Source organism: Pseudomonas sp. B424 (assembly GCF_055408345.1).
Genome location: NZ_JBUZTL010000005.1, coordinates 81,584 through 105,362 on the forward strand (window position 1 = coordinate 81,584; position 23,779 = coordinate 105,362).

Here is a 23,779-nt window from a genome sequence, read left to right on the forward strand (position 1 = left end):
GTGCTCATACTAGCCATGTCCTGTATTCATGGCTGACGTCCGATGAAACGCCTACCGCCACTCCCCGCGTTGCATACTTTTTTGATCACGGCCCACTGTTGCAACTTCACCCGTGCCGGTGAGCAGTTGCACATCACCCAGGGTGCGGTGAGCCGACAAATTGCCGGGCTTGAGGAGCATCTGGGGTATGCCCTGTTCCATCGCCTGGCACGTGGCCTGAGCCTGACCGAACAAGGCGCGGCGCTGTACCCGCGTATCGAGCAGGTGTTCGACCTGATCGGCGAGGCTGTCGAGCACGCCGGCATCCGGCGTACCCCGCTGCAAATCAAAGCCCCTACCTGCATGTTGCGCTGGTTGCTGCCCAAGTTGCTGCACTGGCAAAAGCTGCGCCCGGACGTGCCGGTGGAGCTGACCAGCAGCGTGGAGCATGGCGTGGATTTTCGCCGTGAGGCGTTCGATGCGGCTGTGATCTACAGCCCGCAGCCGGGGCCAAAGCGTGAAGGCCTGCACCTGTTCGACGAACAACTGACCCCCGTCTGCGCCCCGTACTTGCTGGATGGCAGCAACGCCATCAACCACCTGAGCGACCTTGCGCAACACACCCTGCTGCACCCCAGCCGGGATCAACGGGACTGGACCAACTGGCTCAATGCGGCAGGGGGAGATCTATCGAGCATCCGCCAGAATCAGTACTTCGACACCCTGGACCTGGCCATGACCGTGGCGGCCCAGGGCAACGGCGTGGCGATTGGCGACTGGTCCCTGATTGGCGATGACCTGAAGGCCGGCCGGCTGGCCATGCCCTTTGATTTCAAAGTGCGCACCGGCGCGGCGTATTACCTGGTGTGCTCGCCGCGCAACGAACCGTCTGCGCCGTTGCGTGAGTTGATGGGGTGGCTGGTGAAGCAGACTGAGTAATCGCGGGCACGCATAAACCCCGTAGCAGCAGCCTCGCTCCGCGAGTCGGCTGCTACGTGGAGATGGATCAAACGAGGATCAATACCCCACCGTAAACCGCTGACGGGAATGCTTGGGCTGTTCGACTTCATCGAGCATGGCGATGGCGAAGTCGGCGAAGCTGATCCAGCTTTTGCCCTCTGTGTTGATCAGCAGGCGGTCGGTGCCCAGGCGGAACTTGCCCGTGCGCTCGCCTTCCACAAACTCGGCCGACGGTGACAGAAAGCTCCAGTCCAGGTCTTTTTCGCCGCGCAAGGTGTCGAGATAGACCCCGCCCGCCGTGGCCTCCGGCCTGTATTCGTCAGGGAAACCCGGGCTGTCGATGACTTTGGTGTCGCCCGGCAACAGCAGCGAACCCGCTCCGCCCACGAACAACAGCCGCTTGACCCCGGCTTTTTTCACCGGCTCGATGATGGCCGAAGCAGGCAGCGTCGAGAAGTGCGCCGCGCTGAGCACCACGTCATGCCCCGCTACGGCGTCTTGCAGGGCCTGGGCATCGTTGATGTCCACATCCCTGGTCACGACCCCGGCGCGCTCGCCCAGTCTGGAGGCATGGCGGGCAATGGCAGTGACGCTGTGACCACGGCGCAGTGCTTCTTCCAGCAGTTGGCTGCCGGCACGACCGGTAGCCCCGATAATTGCAATTTTGCTCATGACACTCTCCTGTTGAATGGATTGCCCAGCTTTTTTACATCACCACTTCATCTCGCCCTTGGCCACCTTGGCGCTGAGCTCCAGCGAAGACTCTTCGCCCAGCTGCGGGTAACGCTTTTTCATCGCGGCGATCAGCTCGCCCGAGTCCTTGGCCTTGATGGTTTCTTCGTCAAACGCCTTGATGTAATCGCGGGTGAAATGCACGGCTTTCAACGAATGGTCGCTCTGGCCCAGGTAATGACCCGGCACCACGATTTTCGGTTGCAGGCTGTCGATGCGCTTGAGGGTGGCCAGCCATTGCTTGTGGGACTGTGGTGTCTGGGTGTCTGCCATCCATACGTGCAGGTTGTCAGCCACCACCACGCCACCGACCACGGCTTTAAGCGACGGGATCCATACAAAGCTGCGCTCCGGCTGGCGGCCGGCAAGGCCTACGACATCCAGTTCGCGGCCTTCAAGCTCCAGGGTGTTGCCCTTCAGGACCTGCGGCACGATCAGGCTGGCCGGCACATCCGCGCCCATTTGCGGCCCCCAGAACGCCAGCTTGGCGTCCTTGGTCTGGTTGATGTGCTCAACGGTCGGCCCCGAGGCCAGGACCTTGGCGTCCGGGAATGCACGGGTCAGGGTTTCAAGGCCGAAGTAGTAATCCGGGTCGCCATGGCTGATGTAGATGGTGGTCAGGTGTTTGCCGCTGGCGCGAATCTTGTCGACCAACTGCTGGGCCTGGGCCTTGCCGAACTGGGCGTCCACCAAGATGGCGTCCTTGGCGCCACTGACCAGTACCGAAGACACCGGGAAAATCGCCGCCGCGCCGGGGTTGTAAACGTCCAGGGTCAAAGGCGCCGGGGCGGCAGCGGCATGCGCTGCAAAACCCAGCACAACCGCGCTGAGGACGAAACGGCGAAGGGTCGAAAATCCAGTCATGGGGGGGTTCCTGAGTCAGTGGCCAGAGGCGGCAATGAACAGAGCTTAGTTGCACGATCCCCAACTAAAAATGCGATGCTTGAACATAGTTTGTTTCAGATATCGGGCAGATCATGGATCGTCTTATCGCAATGCGGGTATTCGTCACCGTCGTCGACCTCGGCAGCCAGTCCGCGGCAGCCGACCACCTGGACCTGTCGCGCCCTGTGGTGTCGCGGTATCTGGCGGAGCTTGAGGAGTGGGTGGGCGCCCGCCTGATGCACCGCACCACACGCAAACTGAGCCTGACCGCGGCGGGTAACGAAACCCTGCCCCGCTGCAGGCAACTGCTGGAACTGGCTGACGACATGCAGGCCGCCGTGGATGTGCCCAGTGATGCGCCACGCGGGCTGCTGCGCATCAGCGTCAGTACCTCGTTCGGCCAGGCGCAATTGGCTGCAGCGGTCACCGACTACGTCAGGCTCTACCCCCAGGTCAGCATCGATCTGCAAATGCTCGACCGTACGGTGAACCTGGTGGACGAACGCATCGACCTGGCCATTCGTACCAGCAACGATCTGGACCCGAGCCTGATCGCCCGCAAGCTGACCGTCTGTCGCTCAGTGCTTTGCGCCTCACCGGCGTACCTGAGTGAACATCCGGCGCCACGCCAGGTCGACGATCTGAGCCAGCACAACTGCCTGACCCACTCCTATTACGGCAAGAGCCTGTGGCATTTCACCCGCCATGGTGAAGAGCTGTCGGTCCCGGTACAGGGCAATATCAGCGCCAACGAAGCCAGTACGCTACTGAGCGCCACCCTGTCTGGTGCCGGGATTTCACTGCTGCCCAGCTATCAGGCCGGGGTGTATGTGCACCGTGGCGAACTGGTGCGCCTGCTGCCCGAAGCAGAGCCTCGCGTGATGAACATTTACGCGGTGTACGCCTCACGCAAGCACATGCCCGCAACGTTGCGCAGCATGCTCGACTTTCTCGCCGCACGTTTTACCGATGAGCCCCTGTGGGACAAAGGCTTGCGGGCTAGTCCATTTGAGGGATGAAGCCGGACAGGACCGCTCGTACAACTGGCATGGCAACAACCTGGGTCTGAACTAGCCTCAACGCTATGACGTCAAGGGAGTAAATGCCGTGACTACCAAAACAAAAACAAGATGTATGACCGTATTTATCGTTTTTGCTGCCGCTGTCCTGTTTACGGGGGCTTGCTACAGAGCCGAGCAAACCCGGCAAGCAGCAGGATTTACCGCCAGTTGTAATGGCGGGCATTGCAATGCCATGTTCAGCGCTCTGAGGTAAGGAAGCCCCAGGGTCTGTTGACGACGCGGCTCACAACCAAACGTCAACAGCCCCAAGAGCATCAGGACGGGCTGACACTGTCAGTCCGCCCTTTTCGAAACGCACTGGGCGACGTCCCGCTCAGGCGCCGAAAAAACCGCGCAAAATATGCCGGGTCGGCAAAGCCCAGACTGTCCGCCACTTCGCTGACGGTCATGGGCGTGTAGATCAAATGTCGCTTGGCTTCCAGTATCAGCCGTTGATGGATGATCTGCAGCGCCGACTGCCCCGCCAGTTCACGGCAGATGCTGTTCAGGTGCGCCACTGAAATCCCCACCTCATGCGCCAACTGCTCAACACCGGGTTGCGCACGAAACTGCTCCTCGACGCGCTGATTGAACAGGCTCAGGTACTCGCGCCCGCGCTGCGGCAGCTGCTGCGCCTCACGCTGCTGAATGACCTGGCGCGCGACCCACACCAGCAGCACGCTGATCAGCGATTGCAACAACATGTCCCGGGCGGGCTGCGCGCTGACGTATTCGCGTTGCAGCTCACTGAACAGGTTGTTCAGGTAATCGCGATCCTTGCCCGCCGGGTAACTGGCGACCCGTTGCAGCAAGCTGATTGTCCCGCCCAACCGGGCTTGCAGCTGGGCGACCAGAGGCGCCGCCAATGTCAGCACAAACCCTTCAACGTTCGGTGAAAACTGAAACCCGTGCACGGACAACGGCGGGATCACCTGTATCGCCGAATGCTCAAGGACATGGCTCTGGCCTTCGACCTCAACCTGCGCCCGGCCCTGGTGGACGTAGAGCAACTGGCACAAGTCAGCATGCCGGTGGGGGCGAATCTCCCAATCGTGGACACGGCTGCGCAGCGAGATGGTTTCGCAGTGCAACAGATCGGGGCTGAGCCAGTCTTGCTGCTCGCCGTAAAGCTTGAACACCGGGATTGAAGGATTCATGGCGACGGAACCTGAAATTTCAGCAAGGGCCGATAATCGCACTGATTAGCGAAAAGTACCGGTAATGACGCCGTTATCACCTTCTATTGCCTCTCTCGCAAGCGAAAAATACAGGCACAAACTTATAAGAATCATCTCGTCCCACAGGGTCGAGGCTGCGCGAGAGAACACTCATGAGAACTCAAGTCGCTATTATCGGCGCCGGCCCTTCCGGTTTGCTGCTGGGCCAACTGCTGCATAACGCCGGTATCGATAACGTCATCATCGAACGCCAGACCGGCGATTACGTACTCGGCCGGATTCGCGCCGGGGTGCTGGAGCAAGGCATGGTCGACCTGTTGCGCCAGGCCGGGGTCAGCCAGCGCATGGACGCCGAAGGGCTGGTCCACGATGGCTTTGAACTGGCACTGGATGACCGCCAGGTGCATATCGACCTCAAGGGCCTGACCGGTGGCAAAACCGTGATGGTCTATGGCCAGACCGAAGTCACCCGCGACCTGATGGCCGCACGCGAGGCCGTCGGGGCGCAAACCCTGTACAGCGCCAGCAACGTTCAGCCCCACGGGATGAAAACCGGTGCGCCTTACGTGACGTTCGACAAGGACGGCGAAAGCTGGCGCCTGGACTGCGACTACATTGCCGGCTGTGACGGTTTTCATGGCGTGGCGCGCCAATCGATTCCGAGCGATGTGCTTAAAGTATTCGAACGTGTATACCCCTTCGGCTGGCTCGGTGTGCTGGCCGACACCCCGCCGGTCAACGACGAACTGGTGTATGCCCGACACGAACGCGGCTTCGCCCTGTGCAGTCAGCGCTCGGCTACCCGCAGCCGCTACTACCTGCAGGTTCCGGCGCAAGAAAAGGTCGAGGACTGGTCCGACCAAAGGTTTTGGGACGAACTGAAAGCCCGCCTGCCCAGAGCGCTGGCCGAACGTCTGGTGACGGGGCCCTCCATCGAGAAAAGCATCGCCCCGTTGCGCAGTTTTGTGGTCGAGCCGATGCAGTACGGGCGCATGTTCCTGGTGGGCGATGCCGCGCACATTGTGCCGCCCACCGGGGCCAAGGGCCTGAACCTGGCCGCCAGCGATGTCAGCACGCTGTTCAATATTCTGCTCAAGGTCTATGCCGAAGGCCGCACCGAGCTGCTGGAGCGCTATTCCGAGATCTGCCTGCGGCGCATCTGGAAGGCCGAGCGGTTCTCATGGTGGATGACCTCGATGCTGCACCGTTTCCCCGACAGCGACGGCTTTAGCCAGCGCATTGCCGACAGCGAACTGGCGTATTTCGTCGGCTCCGAGGCTGGCCGTACCACCATTGCAGAAAATTATGTCGGTCTCCCTTACGAGGCTATCGAATAGGAGCCTATCGAGTACACTGAGCGGCATTCCTCCACAGGCTTGCCGCCCTGCGCCCACAGGTGTCCTCGTGACCAATCTGAACCAGCCTCCCCAGGCCAAACCCGCCATTCGCAGCATCCTGATCGCCCTGATGCTGGCGATTTTTCTGGGGGCGCTGGATCAAACCATCGTCGCCGTCTCCATGCCCGCCATCTCCGCCCAGTTCAAGGATGTGAACCTGCTGGCGTGGGTGATTTCCGGCTATATGGTGGCCATGACCGTGGCCGTGCCGATCTATGGCAAGCTCGGCGACTTGTATGGTCGCAGGCGCCTCATGCTGTTTGGCATGGGCCTGTTTACCCTGGCCTCGCTGTTTTGCGGGCTGGCGCAAAACATGGAGCAGCTGGTACTGGCGCGGATCATCCAGGGCATTGGCGCGGGCGGGATGATTTCGGTGAGTCAGGCGATCATCGGCGACATCGTGCCGCCCCGCGAGCGCGGTCGCTATCAAGGTTACTTCAGCAGTATGTATGCGCTGGCCAGCGTCGCCGGGCCGGTGCTGGGCGGCTTCATGACCCAGTACCTGTCATGGCGCTGGGTGTTCTTGATCAATCTGCCGCTGGGGCTGGCAGCGTGGTGGATCTCACATCGCACCCTGGTCGGTTTGCCCGTCCCGCAACGCAAACCGGTCATTGATTACCTGGGCACGATGCTGATGATCGTTGGCCTGACTTCATTGCTGCTGAGCATCACGTTTATCGGCCAGGGCCATGGCTGGCGCGATGATCAGGTTGCCGGGCTACTGGCTGTGGCATTGATCGCGCTGGCGCTGTTTGTGTGGCATGAGCGGCGCACCATAGAGCCGTTGCTGCCCATGCACCTGTTTGCCAATCGCAATGCGGTGCTGTGCTGGTGCACGGTATTTTTCACCAGCTTTCAGGCCATTTCGCTGATTGTGCTGATGCCGCTGCGGTATCAGAGCATCACCGGTGCCGGTGCCGACAGCGCGGCCCTGCACCTGCTGCCCCTGGCGATCGGCTTGCCGATGGGGGCGTATTTCGCCGGGCGCATGACCTCGGTGACCGGGCGTTATAAACCGATGATTTTGAGCGGTGCAGTGCTGATGCCCTTCTCCATCCTCGGCATGGCTTTCAGCCCGCCGAGCGCCGAGTTGTTGAGTGGCGTGTTCATGCTGTTCAGCGGGATCGCCTCCGGGATGCAATTCCCGACCTCTCTGGTGGGGGCGCAGAACTCGGTGCGCCAGCACGACATTGGCGTGGCGACCAGCACCACCAACCTGTTTCGCGCATTGGGCGGGGCGATGGGGGTGGCCTTGATGTCGGCGCTGCTGCTGGCGTTGCTGCACGATTCGCTGCTGGCGCCGGCAGGCGGGCAGCCGCTGCTGGGGGAAGGCAGTTCGGGCAATGTGCTGCTGGATGGGTTAAACGCAGTGCAAGGCCCTGCACTGGATAACCTGCGGGCCGAACTGCTGCTGACCTTCCGCCATTTGCTGATTATCAGTGCCGGGGTGTCACTGCTGGGGCTGGGGGCGGCGATTGCGATGCCCAACCAGGTGCTGCGCGGGCGGGAAGACAAGGCGCAGTAGCGGGACTTGTTCAATTTGTGGGAGCGGGCTTGCTCGCGATTGCATCACCGCAGTCTTGCTGTCGGACCGCGGCGCCTGCATCGCGAGCAAGCCCGCGGCCACAGCTAGTGGCTCAGTATTGAGATTTACGGCCGGGCGCTGATCTGCTTTTGCAGGTTCTGGACCTGGCTTTGCAGGGTATTGATGTTGCGTGTCATTTGGGCACGGAACACGTCGAACTCGGCAGCATTGGCGCCCTGGGCAGGTGCCGGGCGGTTTTCCAGCTCGCTTTTGAGCACGATCATGTCTTGCTCCAGACGCTCCACAGCCGAACTCGGGTTGCCCTGCTTTTTCAAGGTCGTCACGTCCGCCGCCTGTTGCGCGACACTGGCCTTGAGCGTGGCCAATTCGGTGCCCAGGCTTTTCATCTCGGCTTCAAGCCGGGTCTGGGTTTCTTTCTGGGCCGTCACCTGCAGCAACATCGCGGCATTGATTTGCTCAAAGCGCTGATCCAGATCCCCCTGCTGCCCCACTACCAGCCCTTGCTGGCGCTTGCTTTGCTCAAGCAGTTGTTCTTCGAGCTGCTTGATCTGCAACTTCAAGGCTTCGCTACCGTTGTTGATCGTCGACTCGCTGGCCACCACTTTGCCGGAGATGGCCTGCAACCGCCCCGCCGCCTCTTCGCTGATGCGGGCAAAGCTCTCCTGGGTCGCAACCAGCTGCTGCTCCATCAGTGAGATCTGCTGGAAGCTCCACCACGCCAGCCCGGCAACGGCCAGCAACAAAGCGCAGATCAGCGTCCACAAAGGGCCGGTGCTCGGGCCCTTGACCTTGATCACCGGGGTGTTGCGCGAGTACACCGTGGTGCGCTCACGAGCACCGGCTGTGGACTCCAGCTCATCGTGGTCATGCGCATCGGCGCGCAGGGTCGGGACATCGTCAAAGTCGTCGCGGGCATCGTTACGCATGGCAAAACCTTTTTTGAAGCTTTAGAGGCAGCGGCAAGTGGTTAACGGTAGGGCGATTCCTGAGCTTTCCACCAGCCGCAAAATTCATCCAGCGCAGCCCACAGACTGACTTTGGGGTCGTAGTCGAGGTAATGCCGCGCGCGGCTGATGTCGAGGGTAAAGTCTTTGTCCATGATCTGCACGCCCAAACGCGAGAGTGCCGGTTCCGGCTGCCCCGGCCACAGCTTGCAGGCTGCCTCGTTGAGCGCACCCCGGCAGTAGGCCAGCCCGTAGCCGCGGTAACGGGTGACTTGCGGCACGTTCATTTGGCGCATCACGTAATTGATCACATCCCACAATGGTATCGGGGTGCCATTGCTGATGTTGTAGGCCTTGCCCAACGCCGAGCCGGTCGTCAGCAGGCTGCTCATCAACGCCTCGTTGAGGTTTTGCACGCTGGTGAAGTCGACCTTGTTCAGGCCGTTGCCCACAATGGCCAAACGCCCTTTGCGCTGCAATTTCAACAAGCGCGGGAAGAGGCTCATATCCCCCGCTCCGGTGACAAAACGCGGCCGCAGGGCTACCACTTCAAGGCCGAACTCCTGGGCGCCGAAGACTTTTTGCTCTGCCAGGTTTTTGGTCGCGGCATAGGGATGCCTGAAACGCCGGGGCAACTGCTCTTCAGTCAGGTCGGTGTGCCCACGGCCATCGAAGTACAGCGCCGCCGAAGACAAATGCACCAGCCGCCGCACCCGCTGCTTCAAGCAGGCTTCAACCACGTTTTCAGTGACCAGCACGTTGTCACGATGGAAATCCTGATAACGCCCCCAGGCGCCCATGTGGCCGGCACAGTGCACCACCGCATCGACATCGACGCACAAGTCGCGCACCAGCAGGCCATCGGTCAAATCACCCGGGATAAATTCAGCCCCGCGCCGTACCAGGTGTTCAACACCTTCAGCCCGTCGCCCGCTGACCCGTACGTCAAAGCCGTGCTCCAGGGCAAAACGCGCAAAGCGTCCGCCAATAAAGCCGCTCGCGCCGGTGACCAGAATCTTCATCAATCGCTCCAAATGCTGTAATTCTTGTTGCTTGCTCTTTAAACGCCGGTTGTCAGGCCAAAGGCACTAACCAGCGGGCTGCCGAACGGGATAAATGTTCGGTCAGCTGACCCAGCAGTTGTCCGCCATTGCGCCAATGATGCCAGTACAGTGGCACGTCGATGGGTTTATCTGGCAAAAGTTCCACCAATAATCCGCTTGCCAGTTGCTCGCGCACTTGCAGCTCGGGCACCAGCCCCCACCCCAGGCCGGCCTCAGTCAGGCGGATAAACCCTTCGGAAGACGGGCACAAATGGTGCTCGAACCCGCCATCCACGCCCAGTGAAGCCAGGTAGCGATGCTGCAGGAAGTCATCCGGCCCGAACACCAGCGCCGGGGTCCTGGGCAGCAGCGCAGCGCTCACCCCATCAGGAAAATGCCGGGCGATAAAGGCCGGGCTCGCCAGTGCCCGATAACGCATGGCGCCCAACAACACGCTGCGGGCCCCGGCCACCGGTCGTTCGCTGGCACACAGGCAGGCGGCCACTTCACCGGCGCGCATGCGTTTGAGGCCGACGGTCTGATCCTCGACCACCAGGTCCAGCAACAGGTGCTGTTCGGCGCAGAAGTCCCCCACCGCCGGTGCCCACCACGTGGCCAGGCTGTCGGCATTCAAGGCGATCCGCAGGCGCTCGGGCAACCCTTCTTCGTCCAGCGCCGGCACAGCACTTTGCAGGTCGCGCTCAAGCAGGCGCACTTGCTGCACATGGTTGAGCAAGCGACGGCCAATCTCGGTCGGGGTCGGTGGCGATGCCCGTACCAACACCGGCTGGCCGATGCGGGCTTCGAGCAGTTTGATGCGCTGGGAGATGGCCGATTGTGACAAGCCAAGCACCTGCGCTGCCCGTTCAAAACCGGCTTGTTCAACCACGGCGGCCAGGGCCGAAAGCAATTTATAGTCGAACATCAGTTTTCCTAATGAGCGATCAGCAATATTGGTTTTTCTTATACAGCCAAGCGCCCGACAATAGCCAGCAGTAACCCTCTCTCCCGCCTGCAGTTCGACGAGTAATCCTTATGTGGCAAAGCTACCTCAATGGCCTGTTGGTCGCATTCGGCCTGATTATGGCCATCGGCACTCAAAATGCCTTCGTGCTGGCGCAAAGCCTGCGCCGCGAACACCATTTGCCCGTGGCGGCATTTTGTGTGGTGTGCGACGCCTTGCTGGTAGCGGCCGGGGTATTTGGCCTGGCGACAATCCTGGCGCAAAGCCCGTTGCTGCTCAGCGTTGCACGCTGGGGGGGCGCCGTATTTCTGCTGTGGTACGGCACCCAGGCGCTGCGCCGGGCGTTTTCCAAATCCAGCCTTGAGCAATCGGCCGGCCAGACTGCCCGCTCACTCAAGGCGGTGATGCTCAGCGCACTGGCCGTCACCCTGCTCAACCCCCACGTTTACCTCGACACCGTCTTGCTGATCGGTTCGCTCGGCGCACAACAAAGCGTACCCGGTGCCTATGTAGTAGGTGCGGCCAGTGCTTCGCTGTTGTGGTTTTTTACCCTGGCGCTGGGCGCCGCATGGCTGGCGCCGTGGCTGGCCCGCCCGAACACCTGGCGCGTACTGGACTTGCTGGTGGCGGTGATGATGTACGCCGTGGCGGTGCAGTTGATTGTTTCGGGCTGAAGCCCAGCCCTTAAAAAACACCCGCCAGCACTGATCTTTTTTTCCCGTCGATCAGGCGCAAACGTCTATCCCACACAGTTGCCGCGTGGTTAAGCCGTCACCCCGGTGCTATGATCCAGCCCCTGCGCCGCAAAGAGTAAAAACTCTTCGGCGCGTGTTTGGCCGCCCGTGATCGGCCTTGCGCTCATCGCAACTGACCTGATTAGGAGAATCATCATGGCTTTCGAATTGCCGCCGCTGCCGTACGCACACGATGCCCTGCAGCCGCACATCTCCAAAGAAACCCTGGAGTTTCACCACGACAAGCATCACAACACCTACGTCGTGAACCTGAACAACCTGGTGCCAGGCACCGAGTTCGAAGGCAAAACCCTGGAAGAGATCGTTAAAACCTCTTCGGGCGGCATCTTCAACAACGCCGCTCAGGTCTGGAACCACACCTTTTACTGGAACTGCCTGGCGCCAAACGCCGGCGGCGAACCCACTGGCGCGCTGGCTGATGCCATCAACGCTTCGTTCGGCTCGTTCGACAAGTTCAAAGAAGAATTCAGCAAGACTTCCATTGGCACCTTCGGCTCCGGCTGGGGCTGGCTGGTGAAGAAAGCTGACGGTTCCCTGGCCCTGGCCAGCACCATCGGCGCCGGCAACCCGCTGACCAGCGGCGACACCCCGCTGCTGACCTGCGACGTTTGGGAGCACGCTTACTACATCGACTACCGCAACGTGCGTCCGAAGTATGTTGAAGCGTTCTGGAACCTCGTAAACTGGAAGTTCGTTGCTGAGCAGTTCGAAGGCAAAACCTTCACCGCTTAAGCCCGGCTACAGATAAAAAACCCGGCATTGCCGGGTTTTTTTTGTCCGATAAAAAATGCCAAATCCCCTCCCCGGCAAGTTTGCGCCAGCTAATATCAACCCATTGGATTTTTTAATCTGTGTCTCAAGTTCAAGGGGGATTTACCGACACAGTAGCGATAGTCAACCCTGCGTGATTGTGCCGTGCACACCCGCAAAAACTCCCAATACAAGGCCACAGGCTTTACCGGAAAGACACAAGGAAGAGCACTTTGAAGCTGCAATTCAAGAACAGCTTGTCACTGAAGTTGCTCCGGATCGTGCTGCTGTCAGCATTGGTCGTAGGGTGCGCACTGAGCTGCGCGCAAATTGTGTTCGATGCCTATAAAGTCCGACAGGCCGTAACGGTTGACGCTGAACGTATCCTCGACATGTTTCGCGACCCTTCGACCCAGGCGTTGTACAGCCTGGATCACGACATGGCCATGCAGGTCGTCGAAGGCCTGTTCCAGGATGATGCCGTGCGCCAGGCCTCCATCGGCCACCCCAATGAAACGCCTCTCGGCGAAAAAACACGGCCGCTGCAACAGTCAGCGAGCCGCTGGGTGACCGACCTGATTCTGGGCCAGCAGCACACCTACAGCATTCCGCTGGTGGGCCAGGGGCCGTATGGCGAGTACTACGGCGACCTGAGCATCACCCTCGACACCGCCACCTACGGCGAAGGCCTGTTGGCCAACTCGGCGATCCTGTTTATCTCCGGCCTGTTGCGCGCCCTGCTGATGGGGCTGGCGCTGTTTCTGGTGTATCACTACCTGCTGACCAAGCCGCTGTCGAAAATCATCGGCCACCTGACCAGCATCAACCCGGATCGCCCCAGTGAGCACGTGATCCCCCTGCTCAAGGGCCACGAACACAACGAGCTGGGGGTTTGGGTCAACACCTCCAACCAGTTGCTGGCCTCGATTGAGCGCAATACCCGTTTGCGTCACGAAGCCGAAAGCTCCTTGCTGCGCATGGCGCAGTACGACTTCCTGACCGGCCTGCCCAACCGCCAGCAACTGCAGGGGCAACTGGACAAGATCCTGACCGATGCCGGTCGCTTGCAACGCCGGGTCGCCGTGCTGTGCGTGGGCCTGGACGATTTCAAAGGGGTTAACGAGCAGTTTGGCTATCAAACCGGCGACCAGCTGCTACAGGCCCTGACCGATCGCTTGCGTGCACACAGCGCAAGCCTGGGCGGCCTGGCGCGCCTGGGAGGTGACCAGTTCGCCCTGGTCCAGGCACATATCGAGCAACCCTACGAAGCCGCCGAACTGGCCCAAAGCATCCTGGATGATCTCGAAACACCGTTCAGCCTTGACCAGCAAAACATCCGCCTGCGTGCCACCATCGGCATCACCCTGTTCCCCGAAGATGGCGACACCACCGAACAGTTGCTGCAAAAAGCCGAACAAACCATGACCCTGGCCAAAAGCTACTCGCGCAGCCGCTACCAGTTTTATATCGCCAGCGTGGACCGTGAAATGCGGCGTATGCGCGAGCTGGAAAAAGACCTGCGCGAAGCCCTGTTGTGCAACCAGTTGTCCCTCGTCTACCAGCCGCAGATCCGCTACAGCGATCATCACGTGGTCGGCGTTGAAGCCCTCTTGCGCTGGCATCACCCCAAGCACGGCCTGGTCCCGCCCGACATGTTTATCCCTCTGGCCGAAAAAAACGGCAGCATCATTGCCATCGGCGAATGGGCACTGGATCAGGCCTGCCGACAGCTGCGCGAATGGCTCGACCTGGGCTTCAGTGAACTGCGCATGGCCGTCAACCTGTCCACGGTGCAGTTGCACCACGTCGAACTACCGCGGGTGGTCAACAACCTGATGCAACGCCACCGCCTGCCTGCACGCAGCCTGGAGCTGGAAGTCACCGAAACCAGCCTGATGAAAGACATCAGCACCGCGGCCCAGCACCTGCTGAGCCTGCGCCGATCCGGGGCACTGATTGCGATTGATGATTTCGGCACCGGCTACTCGTCGCTGAGCTACCTCAAAAGCCTGCCGCTGGACAAAATCAAGATCGATAAAAGCTTTGTGCAGGACCTGATTGACGATGGCGACGATGCCACCATCGTGCGTGCCATCATCCAGCTCGGCAAAAGCCTGGGCATGCAAGTCATCGCCGAAGGCGTCGAAACCCCCGAACAAGAAGCCTATGTGATCGGCGAAGGCTGCCATGAAGGTCAGGGCTATCTGTACAGCAAACCTCTTGGCGCGCGGGAGATGGTCGCTTATCTAAAGCAGGCACGGCGTGGCAAGACAGTGATTATGTAAAGCCATGTTTCTGGATTCGCGAAAGATCCGGTGTAGAGCCAACGTAAATAAGAAATATTTCCAACAGTAACCCTTTACACAAAATGCATATCTTTCGCATTATGTGGCAGTTTTGCGTGCACCCGCACGCTTGTCCCATCTCTCGAAGCAGGATTTTCGCCATGATTCGTATGCCTCTGGCTACCGCCAGTCTGCTGGCCATTGCTATCTCACTCGCCGGTTGTGGCGACAAGGACAAGGAAAAAACCGCTGCCACGCCTGCGCCTGCAGCAGCCTCCAGCACCGCGACGCCAGCCGCTGACATCAGCGCTGCAAAAATCGATGAAGCTGCCGCCAAGGCCGTTGTCGCGCATTACGCCGACATCGTTCACGCCGTGTACAGCGATGCTGAATCCACCGCGAAAAACCTGCAAACCGCTATCGATGCGTTCCTGGCCAAGCCGAACGACGATACCCTCAAGGCCGCCCGTGCAGCCTGGATCGAAGCCCGCGTACCTTACCTGCAGAGCGAAGTGTTCCGTTTCGGCAACACCATCATTGACGACTGGGAAGGCCAAGTGAACGCCTGGCCCCTGGACGAAGGCCTGATCGACTACGTTGACGCCAGCTACGCCGGCGCACTGGGCAACCCGGGCGCCAGCGCCAACATCATTGCCAACACCCAGATCCAGGTCGGCGAAGACAAGATTGACGTCACCGAAATCACCCCGGAAACCCTGGCCAGCCTGAACGAGCTGGGCGGTTCCGAAGCCAACGTGGCTACCGGCTACCACGCTATCGAATTCCTGCTGTGGGGCCAGGACCTCAACGGTACAGGCCCGGGTGCAGGCAACCGTCCGGCATCGGATTACCTTGAAGGCGAAGGCGCTACCGGCGGCCACAACGACCGTCGTCGTGCCTACCTCAAGGCCGTGACCCAACTGCTGGTCAACGACCTGAACGAAATGGTCGGCAACTGGGCACCAAACGTTGCAGACAACTACCGCGCCACGCTTGAAGCCGAGCCGGTAAAAAATGGTCTGCGCAAAATGCTGTTCGGCATGGGCAGCCTGTCGCTGGGCGAACTGGCTGGCGAGCGCATGAAAGTGTCGCTGGAAGCCAACTCGCCTGAAGACGAGCATGACTGCTTCAGCGACAACACCCACAACTCGCACTTCTACGACGCCAAGGGCATCCGTAACGTATACCTGGGTGAGTACCTGCGCACTGACGGTACCAAACTGACCGGCCCAAGCCTGTCGTCGCTGATAGTGGTGGTTGACCCGGCTGCAGACGCTACGCTGAAATCCGATCTGGCCGACACCGAAGCCAAGATCCAGGTCATGGTTGACCTTGCCAACAAGGGCGAGCACTACGACCAGTTGATCGCTGCGGGCAACGAAAAGGGCAACCAGGTGGTACGTGATGCCATCGGCGCCCTGGTCAAACAGACCGGTGCCATCGAGCAAGCCGCCGGCAAGCTGGGCATCACCGACCTGAACCCGGACAATGCCGATCACGAATTTTGATCCGCAGCGTTTGAGTGAATGAAAAAAGGCGACCTTCGGGTCGCCTTTTTTTGGCCTGAGCATCGTACCCGATCGACGCCTTCATTCCTCATCAGCCGCGACAGGATCAGTGACGCCCTCAGTGTGTTTACCTGCCGCAAATCAAACCAAACGCTAATTCCTCTTATTTCAATTCGCCTTCCCTGCTAAACTTTGCGCCCTCGTTTTGCACACTGACCTGGACGCTTGATGCCTTCGTTGCCTCTTCGCCTGTCTCTGCTGCTGATGGCCCTGGGCCTTGGCGGTTGTGATGATGCGCCGCGCTTTACCAAACCCGAGCCCGGCGAAGCCCGCTCCGGCGGGGCTACTACGGTGCGCAAAACCGATCACAACGCGTTTTCCATGCCCTCGGCCAACCTTGCGCCCACCCGGCGCCTGGACTTCAGCGTCGGCAACAGTTTCTTCCGCAACCCCTGGGTGATCGCGCCCGCCACCACCACCGCCCGTGATGGCCTGGGCCCGCTGTTCAATACCAATGCCTGCCAGAACTGCCACATCAAGGACGGTCGCGGCCACCCGCCCGCCCCCGGCGCCAAAAACGCGGTCTCGATGCTGGTTCGCCTGTCGATCCCCAACGATCCTGCGCTGGCCAGGCTGATCGAACAGGTCGGGGTGGTCCCGGAGCCGACTTACGGCGGCCAGTTGCAAGACATGTCGGTGCCCGGCGTGGCCCCGGAAGGCAAGGTGCGGGTCGATTACGAACCCGTCTCGGTGCGCTTCAAGGACGGCACAGAGGTCGAGTTGCGCAAACCCGCGTTGCAGATCACCCAATTGGGTTACGGCCCGATGCACCCCGACACACGCTTTTCGGCACGCATTGCTCCGCCGATGATTGGCCTTGGCTTGCTTGAAGCGATCCCCGAGGCGGCGATTCTGGCCAATGCCGACCCTGAGGACAAAAACCGTGACGGCATTGCCGGGCGTCCCAATCAGGTGTGGGATGACGCACAGCAAAAAACTGTCCTGGGCCGATTTGGCTGGAAAGCCGGGCAACCGAACCTGAATCAACAGAATGTTCACGCCTTTTCTGGTGATATGGGACTCACTACGTCCCTGAGACCGTTCGATGATTGCACTCCGGCCCAGACTGACTGCCTGCAAGCGCCCAGCGGCAATGGCCCTGATGGCGAGCCCGAGGTCAGCGACAACATTCTGCGCCTGGTGGAGTTCTACACCCGCAACCTGGCCGTGCCCGCCCGCCGGGATGTCGGCTCGCCCCAGGTCCTGGCCGGTAAAAACCTGTTCTTCCAGGCCGGGTGCGCGTCGTGCCATACGCCGACGTTCACCACGTCAGCAAACGCCGCCGAGCCCGAGCTGGCCAATCAGGTCATTCATCCGTACAGCGACTTGTTACTGCACGACATGGGCCCGGGGCTGGCCGACAACCGTACCGAATTCGCCGCCTCTGGTCGCGACTGGCGCACGCCGCCGCTGTGGGGCATAGGTTTGACCCAGGCGGTCAGTGGCCATACCCAGTTTTTGCACGATGGCCGTGCACGCAACCTGCTGGAAGCCGTGCTCTGGCATGGCGGCGAGGCAGAACCGGCCAAGCAACAGGTTTTACGCTTTAATGCCGAGCAGCGCGCTGCGTTGCTGGCGTTCCTGAACTCTCTTTAAACGCCTTACAAGATCGGGGACCCCGACATGTTTCGACCCAAGCTTTTGTTCACCAGCCTTGCCGCTATCGCCCTGGCTGCCTGCTCGCCACAAGACCCGCAGGCCGTCACTTCGGCAGCGATCGCCAAGCAAGTGATTTTGCCGACCTACAGCCGCTGGGTTGAAGCCGACCGCCAACTGGCAGTCAGTGCTCTGGCCTACTGCGAAGGCAAGGAAACTCTCGACACGGCTCGTAAAGACTACTTGCATGCGCAAAAAGCCTGGGCCGAGCTGCAACCTCTGCTGATCGGGCCTTTGGCCGAAGGCAATCGCGCGTGGCAGGTACAGTTCTGGCCGGATAAAAAGAACCTGGTCGGCCGTCAGGTCGAACAACTGGTAATCGCCCAGCCGCAGATCGATGCCGCCGCACTGGCCAAGTCCAGCGTTGTGGTACAGGGCCTGTCCGCCTACGAATACATTCTGTTCGACAGCAATATCAACCTCGCTGACGATACGCAAAAGGCCCGCTACTGCCCGCTGCTGACCGCCATCGGTGAACGTCAGAAGCAACTGGCCGAAGAGATCCTGGCCAGCTGGAACAGCACTGACGGCATGCTCGCGCAAATGAGCAAGTTCCCGAACCAGCGTTATGCCGACTCCCACGAAGCCATTGCTGATGTGTTGCGCGTACAAGTGACCGCACTCGACACCCTGAAGAAAAAACTCGGCACGCCAATGGGCCGCCAGAGCAAGGGCATCCCGCAGCCGTTCCAGGCTGACGCATGGCGTAGCGAGTCGTCGCTCAAAAGCCTGGCCGCCAGCCTGGCTGCCGCCCAGACCGTATGGACAGGTGTCGACAACAAAGGTTTGCGCGGTCTGTTGCCTGCCGAACAAAAGCCATTGGCCGACAAGATCGATGCGGCCTACGCCACTTCGCTCAAACTGTTTAACGATAATCAGCGCTCGCTCAACGAACTGCTGGCCGACGACGCCGGCCGTGCCCAGCTCGACGCCATCTACGACAGCCTGAACGTGGTTCACCGCCTGCACGAAGGTGAACTGGCCAAGGCACTGGGTATCCAATTGGGCTTTAACGCCAACGACGGCGATTGATAAAGGAAGGTTCGATGATGCGCAGGCAAGCTCTCAAGCTCGGCGGTTTACTACTGAGCGCCATGACGTTGGGCGGCTGGTCACTGCTGTGTAGACAAAAAGCCATGCAAAAAGGCCAGAGCCCGCTCCTGCTCAGTGCCCGGGACGATGGGGACGGCAATCACTTTGCTGTCGGTTATCGCCTGGACGGCACTCAAGTCTTCAGCACCCGGGTCGGCCAGCGCTGCCATGACATCATCAACCACCCCACGCTGCCCATTGCGCTGTTTGTAGCGCGGCGCCCCGGCACCGAAAGCTACCTGATCGGCCTGACAGACGGGCAGTTGCTGCAAACCCTGACCTCCCTGCCCAACCGGCATTTTTATGGCCACGCCGTGATCCATAAAGACGGCGAGTGGCTATACACCACCGAGAACGACACCACCGACCCGGGCCGCGGATTGCTGGGGGTTTATCGCTTCGAGGGCGAGCGTCTGGTCCACAGTGGCGAAATCCCCACCCACGGTGTAGGCCCGCATCAAGTGTCGTGGATGCCTGACGGCGAGACGCTGGTGGTGGCCAACGGCGGGATTCGCACCGAGGCCGAAAGCCGGGTCGAGATGAATCTCAATGCGATGGAGCCCAGCCTGGTGCTGATGCAACGCGATGGCACCTTGCTCAGCAAGGAAACCCTGAGCCAGCAAATGAACAGCGTGCGGCATCTGGGCATCGCCAGCGACGGCACGATCGTCGCCTGCCAGCAGTTTATGGGGGATGCCCATGAGCTTTCCGAGTTGCTGGCCATCAAGCGTCCTGGCCAGCCGTTTGAACCTTTCCCGGTGGCCGAGCAACAACTGCGCGCCATGGGTCATTACACGGCCAGTGTCGCGGTCCACAGCGAGTTGCGGCTAGTGGCACTGACAGCTCCGCGGGGCAATCGATTCTTTGTGTGGGATCTGGACAGCGGCGACCTGCGCCTGGATGCGCCATTGCCGGATTGTGCGGGGGTGGGTGCGGTAAAAGACGGGTTTGTAGTTACGTCCGGCCAGGGCCGTTGCCGTTTCTACGATTGTCGCCAGAGCGATCTGACGGCCAAGCCATTGGATTTGCCGTCCGGGCTGTGGGACAACCATTTGCATGTCATGCAAGGGTAAATCCCGCATGAGCTGGCGAAGGCTGTGATCCTGAACCTTGAAAGCCGCAGCCTTTGTCAGCCCCTACGGGCTGTAACCACCTTTACTTGCGCAAACCCTGGGTCATGCCAAACATAAACAACAGCAGGTCGTGATCGGGTTTTGCCGCCACTGCCACTTTCACTGTTCGCGGCAGCGGGCAATGAGCCCCTGCTTGCGCGGTACTTAACACCTGGGTTACAGGCTGCTCCCAAGCGGCTAATGCCACGCCAGCAATGGCCAGAGCGCCCAGCAGAAACAAACTTCGTGCTATTTCTCGCCTCATCACCGTAAACCTTTGATAGCGCTGCCAAACACTGTTTTATAAAAGTAGTTCAGTTTGTCCCAGTCGGTGGCATTCCACGACGAATGGCGGCGTAGCTGTTTTAGGTCGTGAGAGGCGGCTTTGTGCGCTGTCAGACGTTGCCGGCTTTTTTCGAGATCCAGCAAAGCCACGTCTATCTGTGCACTCTCGCCCTGCCCCTTGACCCGTACAAACACATGTTTTGCATACAGGCAGCCATGCTGCCAGCGGCCCAGGTGCATGCGCGCCAGGGTTTGACCAATGGCTTCAAGCACCCGGTCATGCACCGCTTCACCCAGACGCTCGCGCTCTCCGGCGGCGTACCAGTTGTCGATTTCGACAAAGCCGTCCAGGGCGACGGTCACCAGCAGTGCACGCCATTGCCTGCCTGCCTCTTGTTGGGCGCCGCAATACACCAGCTCAGGCACGCCAACCGCTAATCGCTTCATGGCAAGCAAAGCATCGCGTTCACGCAATACCGTCGGGCGACCCAACGGGTAACGCCAGCTGCGGTAGGTATGCCCCACTTGGCGTTTGACATAGAGCAAGCGCTCGTTGACATCATGAATCCGTTGTACACCGCTCTCGCCACCACGACGCCGGTTGGGCTCTTCAACCCATTCGCCTTTTTGGTTCCAGTAAAAACCAAACAGGTATTCAGTCGAAAATGGGGATTGCGGTACAAAATCAACGGTCATGGGTTACCTCTTTCGTAGTACGTAAACCCGCCACATCGCGTAGAGCGGAATAAAGTCCAAATGATCCTGAACGACGAAACCAGCCTTTTTAAACTCCGCCTCCACCGTAGCACTTGGTAACACAAAGCGGTTTTGGTAACCGTCTTGCTCTTGCTCTGCAGCCCGCTCACGCTCGAGACGCTTGCGTTTCCAGGCTTTGAAATTGCCATCTACCCATAGCGAAATAATCAAACTGTCCCGGCTGACGCGATGTAACTCGCGCAGTAGAGCCATCCGGTGGCTGGCGTCACCAATATGGTGCAGCAAGCGCATGCAAAAAATACTGTCAACTGAATTATCTGGCATATTTATTTCAAATGCAGATGTTTGCAAAAGCCGTACCCGTTTCACCACATCGGCTGGCTGCGCCAACTGCGCCACCTCCAGCATGGACGCCGAATTGTCTGCACCGATGATTTCGCGGGTTGGCATTTTCGCCAACAACGGCCAGAACCGCCCTGCGCCACAGGGCAGATCCAGGACAACCTGAGGTTCACCGGCCAAGTGCAGAGCGCGGCGCGCCAGTTGCTCATCGCGCTTATGGGAGAGACGCCGGGCCAGTCCGTCCTGGTGTTTTGCCAAGTATTGGGTAGCGTGTTGTTGGTCGTACTTTTCTGAAAACTTGAGCTTGATGATGGGGTTCATGTCGGTGCTCCTGAAACATATAGGCGCTACCTTAATCAGCGGAACGTATACGTCAGGTCATCAACAGATGAAAATTCCGTCGACTCTTCCTACACAAACATTACAAGATTTTACATTGCAGGCAAAGATGGCACGGGCCGCCAACGGAGAAAAGCGCAGGTAAAGCAGCCTGCAGAACGCAGGCCACTGGAGAGGGTCAGGCGTCGGCCGGACCAAGCTCGACGTGAAACCGGCAGCCGTTGGGCTCCATTGTGGTGAGAGTCACACGCCAGCCCTGGCTGTCGCAGATCCGCTGAACCAGCGACAGACCCAGCCCGAGGCCTTCACCGCGTTTTTCGCTGCCGCGAACAAAGGGCTGGAACATGGCCTGACGCTTTTCTTCCGGGATACCGACGCCACTGTCTTCCACCACAAAGCCGCTGGGTTCAAGGGTCAGCCGGATAAAGCCGGTGTCGGTGTAATGCAACGCATTGCGCAGCAAGTTACCCATGACCGCGTGCAGGAAGGTAGCGTTATAGCGGGCATCGAGTGGGTTGCCCGGCTCATAAATCAGCTCCAGCCCCTTGGCTTCAATGGGCTCGCGCCACAGGCTGACAAGGCCTTCGGCCACGGTAGAAAGGGTCACCGTAGGCGACATGCTGGCATCTTCATGTTGCGCTCTGGCCAGCATCAGGAAGGTCTGCACCAGTTCACGCATTTCTTCACAAGCACGCGATATGCGCTCCACCTGTGAGCGACTGCGCTGGTCCAGTGACGGGTTTTCCAGCAACAGCTCACAGGAGCTGGCCAGAACCATCAAGGGTGTACGCAGCTCGTGACTCACGTCACTGGTGAACAACCGTTCGCGGGTCAGGGTGTCACGCAAGCGGCCCAGGGTGGCGTCGAACGCCACTGCCAACTCGCCCACTTCATCGGCCGCGTAGTCCGGCGCCAGCGGCGGTGCCAGCCCCAGCAACTGATCCCGATGGCGAACCTGGCGGGCGAGTCGCACCACCGGAGCCATTACCCGTCGAGCCAGGGTCCAGCCTAAAAAGACCGCCAGCGCCAGGGCCAGTACGAAACCGACCACGACCACGGCAAACAGCACACGCTCGCGCTCTTCAAAATCGCTCTGATCTTGCAGCAGGACATATCGCCGGCCATCGACCACTTCAGCCATCGCGTGATACGACAACTGGTCACGAAACACTTCATGAAAGCCCGGGTCAAGGTGGCGCAGGTCCTTGGGCAAGGCAAAGTCGCCCCGCCCGCCGCTGAAGTAAAACAGCTGGCTTGGCTTGGGCCGATGGTTCCAGTCGGCCACGTTGTCCATTAACAGCAGGCGCTGCAAATCGCCGCCCAGCCCGGCCGAGATGAGCTTTTCTTCGACCAGATGCACGGTGGCAATAATGCCCACGGCGAATGTCCCCGCCACCAACGCACTCATCAACGCAAACGCGATGATGATCCGCTGGGAAAGGCTTTGCTTAAACTCCATCGCGAATCTCGGCGAGGCGGTAGCCCACACCGTGTACGGTTTGCAACAAAGGCTTGTCGAACGGCTTGTCGATCACCTGACGCAATTGGTGTACGTGGCTGCGCAGGCTGTCGCTGTCCGGGCAGTCGTCGCCCCACAGGGCTTCTTCCAGCACTTCGCGGCGCAGCACATGGGGGCTTTTTTGCATCAGCACCGCCAGCAGCTTGAGGCCCACCGGGTTGAGCTTGAGCAGGCGACCTTCACGGGTCACCTCGAGGGTGTCGAGGTCATAGCGCAACTCACCGACCTGCAACTCACGCCGGCCTCCGCCCTGGGCGCGACGTAATACGGCCTCGATTCGCGCGGCCAGTTCCGACAGGGCAAAGGGTTTGAGCAGGTAGTCATCCGCGCCGGACTTGAAGCCTTGCAGGCGGTCATCCAGCTGATCGCGGGCGGTCAGCATGATCACCGGCGTATCGCGGCGGGCGTCTTCACGCAGGCGTTTGCACAGGGTATAGCCGTCGATGCCGGGCAACATGATGTCCAGCACGATCAGGTCGTAATGCTCGGTAGCCGCCAGGTGCAAACCTGACAAACCGTCCTGCGCGCAGTCAACGGTATAGCCTTTTAGCCCCAGGTAGTCCGCCAGGTTGGCGAGGATATCGCGGTTGTCTTCAACCAATAGAATTCGCATGGGCACATTGTCTCCGTTCGCAGTTACGGCCGTCTTGGCCCGCGCAGCTTAAGGCCA

General features: G+C 60.1%; 22 protein-coding genes. 11 read left to right on the top strand and 11 right to left on the bottom strand.

What is annotated here, in order from left to right:
- Window positions 1-42 precede the first annotated feature (42 nt).
- Window positions 43-918, top strand: coding sequence for a LysR substrate-binding domain-containing protein (locus ACZRMS_RS08545; RefSeq protein WP_463994964.1), 876 nt, complete (start codon window positions 43-45; stop codon window positions 916-918).
- 78 nt (window positions 919-996) lie between these two features.
- On the opposite strand, the gene ACZRMS_RS08550 is transcribed toward ACZRMS_RS08545, so the two are convergent.
- Complete coding sequence (locus ACZRMS_RS08550) at window positions 997-1,611, bottom strand: NAD(P)-dependent oxidoreductase (protein WP_463994965.1); 615 nt, start codon at window positions 1,609-1,611, stop codon at window positions 997-999.
- 39 nt (window positions 1,612-1,650) lie between these two features.
- Window positions 1,651-2,535 (bottom strand): MBL fold metallo-hydrolase, encoded by an 885-nt coding sequence (locus tag ACZRMS_RS08555; protein WP_463994966.1) that lies wholly within the window; start codon window positions 2,533-2,535, stop codon window positions 1,651-1,653.
- Window positions 2,536-2,648: 113 nt separating this feature from the next.
- On the opposite strand from ACZRMS_RS08555, the gene ACZRMS_RS08560 reads away from it, so the two are divergent.
- Window positions 2,649-3,575 carry a LysR family transcriptional regulator gene (locus tag ACZRMS_RS08560; protein ID WP_463994967.1) on the top strand — a complete coding sequence of 309 codons (927 nt, stop codon included), beginning with the start codon at window positions 2,649-2,651 and terminating at the stop codon, window positions 3,573-3,575.
- A 317-nt stretch (window positions 3,576-3,892) separates the two neighbouring features.
- On the opposite strand, the gene ACZRMS_RS08565 is transcribed toward ACZRMS_RS08560, so the two are convergent.
- Window positions 3,893-4,774: a helix-turn-helix domain-containing protein gene (locus tag ACZRMS_RS08565; RefSeq protein ID WP_463994968.1), complete on the bottom strand. Its 882-nt coding sequence runs from the start codon at window positions 4,772-4,774 to the stop codon at window positions 3,893-3,895.
- 173 nt (window positions 4,775-4,947) lie between these two features.
- On the opposite strand from ACZRMS_RS08565, the gene pobA reads away from it, so the two are divergent.
- A complete protein-coding gene (pobA, locus tag ACZRMS_RS08570; protein WP_463994969.1) occupies window positions 4,948-6,132 on the top strand; it encodes a 4-hydroxybenzoate 3-monooxygenase in 1,185 nt (394 codons plus the stop codon).
- Window positions 6,133-6,199: 67 nt separating this feature from the next.
- Window positions 6,200-7,717, top strand: a complete 1,518-nt coding sequence (locus ACZRMS_RS08575; RefSeq protein ID WP_463994970.1) for an MDR family MFS transporter — start codon at window positions 6,200-6,202, stop codon at window positions 7,715-7,717.
- Window positions 7,718-7,842: 125 nt separating this feature from the next.
- Here ACZRMS_RS08575 and ACZRMS_RS08580 read toward each other — a convergent pair whose 3' ends face one another.
- From ACZRMS_RS08580 to ACZRMS_RS08590, 3 genes are read right to left on the bottom strand one after another with little or no spacing between them, the layout of a single operon-like run.
- Window positions 7,843-8,664: an ATPase gene (locus tag ACZRMS_RS08580; protein WP_463994971.1), complete on the bottom strand. Its 822-nt coding sequence runs from the start codon at window positions 8,662-8,664 to the stop codon at window positions 7,843-7,845.
- A gap of 41 nt (window positions 8,665-8,705) precedes the next feature.
- Complete coding sequence (locus ACZRMS_RS08585; protein WP_463994972.1) at window positions 8,706-9,704, bottom strand: NAD-dependent epimerase/dehydratase family protein; 999 nt, start codon at window positions 9,702-9,704, stop codon at window positions 8,706-8,708.
- 52 nt (window positions 9,705-9,756) lie between these two features.
- Window positions 9,757-10,650: a LysR family transcriptional regulator ArgP gene (locus ACZRMS_RS08590; protein WP_463994973.1), complete on the bottom strand. Its 894-nt coding sequence runs from the start codon at window positions 10,648-10,650 to the stop codon at window positions 9,757-9,759.
- Between the two features lie 110 nt (window positions 10,651-10,760).
- On the opposite strand from ACZRMS_RS08590, the gene ACZRMS_RS08595 reads away from it, so the two are divergent.
- The 7 genes from ACZRMS_RS08595 to ACZRMS_RS08625 all read left to right on the top strand — a co-directional run bounded on the left by ACZRMS_RS08595 (window position 10,761) and on the right by ACZRMS_RS08625 (window position 19,868).
- Entirely contained in the window at window positions 10,761-11,363 is a 603-nt protein-coding gene (locus tag ACZRMS_RS08595; protein ID WP_463994974.1) for a LysE/ArgO family amino acid transporter, read from the top strand.
- Between the two features lie 216 nt (window positions 11,364-11,579).
- Window positions 11,580-12,176 (top strand): superoxide dismutase, encoded by a 597-nt coding sequence (locus ACZRMS_RS08600; protein ID WP_048358926.1) that lies wholly within the window; start codon window positions 11,580-11,582, stop codon window positions 12,174-12,176.
- Between the two features lie 251 nt (window positions 12,177-12,427).
- The gene (locus ACZRMS_RS08605; RefSeq protein WP_463994975.1) at window positions 12,428-14,479 is read left to right on the top strand and encodes a putative bifunctional diguanylate cyclase/phosphodiesterase; all 2,052 of its coding nucleotides are present in this window, start codon (window positions 12,428-12,430) and stop codon (window positions 14,477-14,479) included.
- A 161-nt stretch (window positions 14,480-14,640) separates the two neighbouring features.
- Window positions 14,641-15,987, top strand: a complete 1,347-nt coding sequence (locus tag ACZRMS_RS08610; protein WP_463994976.1) for an imelysin family protein — start codon at window positions 14,641-14,643, stop codon at window positions 15,985-15,987.
- A 228-nt stretch (window positions 15,988-16,215) separates the two neighbouring features.
- Window positions 16,216-17,643, top strand: a complete 1,428-nt coding sequence (locus tag ACZRMS_RS08615) for a di-heme oxidoreductase family protein (protein WP_463994977.1) — start codon at window positions 16,216-16,218, stop codon at window positions 17,641-17,643.
- Window positions 17,644-17,670: 27 nt separating this feature from the next.
- Window positions 17,671-18,735 (top strand): imelysin family protein, encoded by a 1,065-nt coding sequence (locus ACZRMS_RS08620; RefSeq protein WP_463994978.1) that lies wholly within the window; start codon window positions 17,671-17,673, stop codon window positions 18,733-18,735.
- Between the two features lie 14 nt (window positions 18,736-18,749).
- Complete coding sequence (locus ACZRMS_RS08625) at window positions 18,750-19,868, top strand: DUF1513 domain-containing protein (protein ID WP_463994979.1); 1,119 nt, start codon at window positions 18,750-18,752, stop codon at window positions 19,866-19,868.
- Between the two features lie 82 nt (window positions 19,869-19,950).
- On the opposite strand, the gene ACZRMS_RS08630 is transcribed toward ACZRMS_RS08625, so the two are convergent.
- From ACZRMS_RS08630 to colR, 5 genes are all read right to left on the bottom strand, one after another.
- Window positions 19,951-20,172, bottom strand: a complete 222-nt coding sequence (locus ACZRMS_RS08630; RefSeq protein ID WP_463994980.1) for a hypothetical protein — start codon at window positions 20,170-20,172, stop codon at window positions 19,951-19,953.
- The gene (locus tag ACZRMS_RS08635; RefSeq protein WP_463994981.1) at window positions 20,172-20,888 is read right to left on the bottom strand and encodes a lipopolysaccharide kinase InaA family protein; all 717 of its coding nucleotides are present in this window, start codon (window positions 20,886-20,888) and stop codon (window positions 20,172-20,174) included. Before ACZRMS_RS08635 ends, ACZRMS_RS08630 begins: the two co-directional genes overlap by 1 nt.
- Before the next feature lie 3 nt (window positions 20,889-20,891).
- On the bottom strand, window positions 20,892-21,572 hold the full coding sequence (locus ACZRMS_RS08640; protein WP_463994982.1) for a class I SAM-dependent methyltransferase: 681 nt from the start codon (window positions 21,570-21,572) through the stop codon (window positions 20,892-20,894).
- Window positions 21,573-21,768: 196 nt separating this feature from the next.
- A complete protein-coding gene (locus ACZRMS_RS08645; RefSeq protein ID WP_463994983.1) occupies window positions 21,769-23,049 on the bottom strand; it encodes a sensor histidine kinase in 1,281 nt (426 codons plus the stop codon).
- Complete coding sequence (colR, locus tag ACZRMS_RS08650; RefSeq protein ID WP_048358936.1) at window positions 23,039-23,722, bottom strand: two-component system response regulator ColR; 684 nt, start codon at window positions 23,720-23,722, stop codon at window positions 23,039-23,041. Before colR ends, ACZRMS_RS08645 begins: the two co-directional genes overlap by 11 nt.
- Between the last annotated feature and the right edge of the window lie 57 nt (window positions 23,723-23,779).

Bases quoted from the DNA above. Each gene is read 5' to 3' on its own strand.
- ACZRMS_RS08635 (WP_463994981.1), bottom strand. From the start codon at position 20,888: ATGACCGTTGATTTTGTACCGCAATCCCCATTTTCGACTGAATACCTG.
- ACZRMS_RS08595 (WP_463994974.1), top strand. From the start codon at position 10,761: ATGTGGCAAAGCTACCTCAATGGCCTGTTGGTCGCATTCGGCCTGATT.
- ACZRMS_RS08630 (WP_463994980.1), bottom strand. From the start codon at position 20,172: ATGAGGCGAGAAATAGCACGAAGTTTGTTTCTGCTGGGCGCTCTGGCC.
- ACZRMS_RS08550 (WP_463994965.1), bottom strand. From the start codon at position 1,611: ATGAGCAAAATTGCAATTATCGGGGCTACCGGTCGTGCCGGCAGCCAA.
- ACZRMS_RS08640 (WP_463994982.1), bottom strand. From the start codon at position 21,572: ATGAACCCCATCATCAAGCTCAAGTTTTCAGAAAAGTACGACCAACAA.
- pobA (WP_463994969.1), top strand. From the start codon at position 4,948: ATGAGAACTCAAGTCGCTATTATCGGCGCCGGCCCTTCCGGTTTGCTG.
- ACZRMS_RS08600 (WP_048358926.1), top strand. From the start codon at position 11,580: ATGGCTTTCGAATTGCCGCCGCTGCCGTACGCACACGATGCCCTGCAG.
- ACZRMS_RS08585 (WP_463994972.1), bottom strand. From the start codon at position 9,704: ATGAAGATTCTGGTCACCGGCGCGAGCGGCTTTATTGGCGGACGCTTT.
- ACZRMS_RS08645 (WP_463994983.1), bottom strand. From the start codon at position 23,049: ATGGAGTTTAAGCAAAGCCTTTCCCAGCGGATCATCATCGCGTTTGCG.
- ACZRMS_RS08625 (WP_463994979.1), top strand. From the start codon at position 18,750: ATGATGCGCAGGCAAGCTCTCAAGCTCGGCGGTTTACTACTGAGCGCC.
- ACZRMS_RS08560 (WP_463994967.1), top strand. From the start codon at position 2,649: ATGGATCGTCTTATCGCAATGCGGGTATTCGTCACCGTCGTCGACCTC.
- ACZRMS_RS08545 (WP_463994964.1), top strand. From the start codon at position 43: ATGAAACGCCTACCGCCACTCCCCGCGTTGCATACTTTTTTGATCACG.
- ACZRMS_RS08555 (WP_463994966.1), bottom strand. From the start codon at position 2,535: ATGACTGGATTTTCGACCCTTCGCCGTTTCGTCCTCAGCGCGGTTGTG.
- ACZRMS_RS08565 (WP_463994968.1), bottom strand. From the start codon at position 4,774: ATGAATCCTTCAATCCCGGTGTTCAAGCTTTACGGCGAGCAGCAAGAC.
- ACZRMS_RS08615 (WP_463994977.1), top strand. From the start codon at position 16,216: ATGCCTTCGTTGCCTCTTCGCCTGTCTCTGCTGCTGATGGCCCTGGGC.
- ACZRMS_RS08610 (WP_463994976.1), top strand. From the start codon at position 14,641: ATGATTCGTATGCCTCTGGCTACCGCCAGTCTGCTGGCCATTGCTATC.
- ACZRMS_RS08590 (WP_463994973.1), bottom strand. From the start codon at position 10,650: ATGTTCGACTATAAATTGCTTTCGGCCCTGGCCGCCGTGGTTGAACAA.
- colR (WP_048358936.1), bottom strand. From the start codon at position 23,722: ATGCGAATTCTATTGGTTGAAGACAACCGCGATATCCTCGCCAACCTG.
- ACZRMS_RS08580 (WP_463994971.1), bottom strand. From the start codon at position 8,664: ATGCGTAACGATGCCCGCGACGACTTTGACGATGTCCCGACCCTGCGC.
- ACZRMS_RS08620 (WP_463994978.1), top strand. From the start codon at position 17,671: ATGTTTCGACCCAAGCTTTTGTTCACCAGCCTTGCCGCTATCGCCCTG.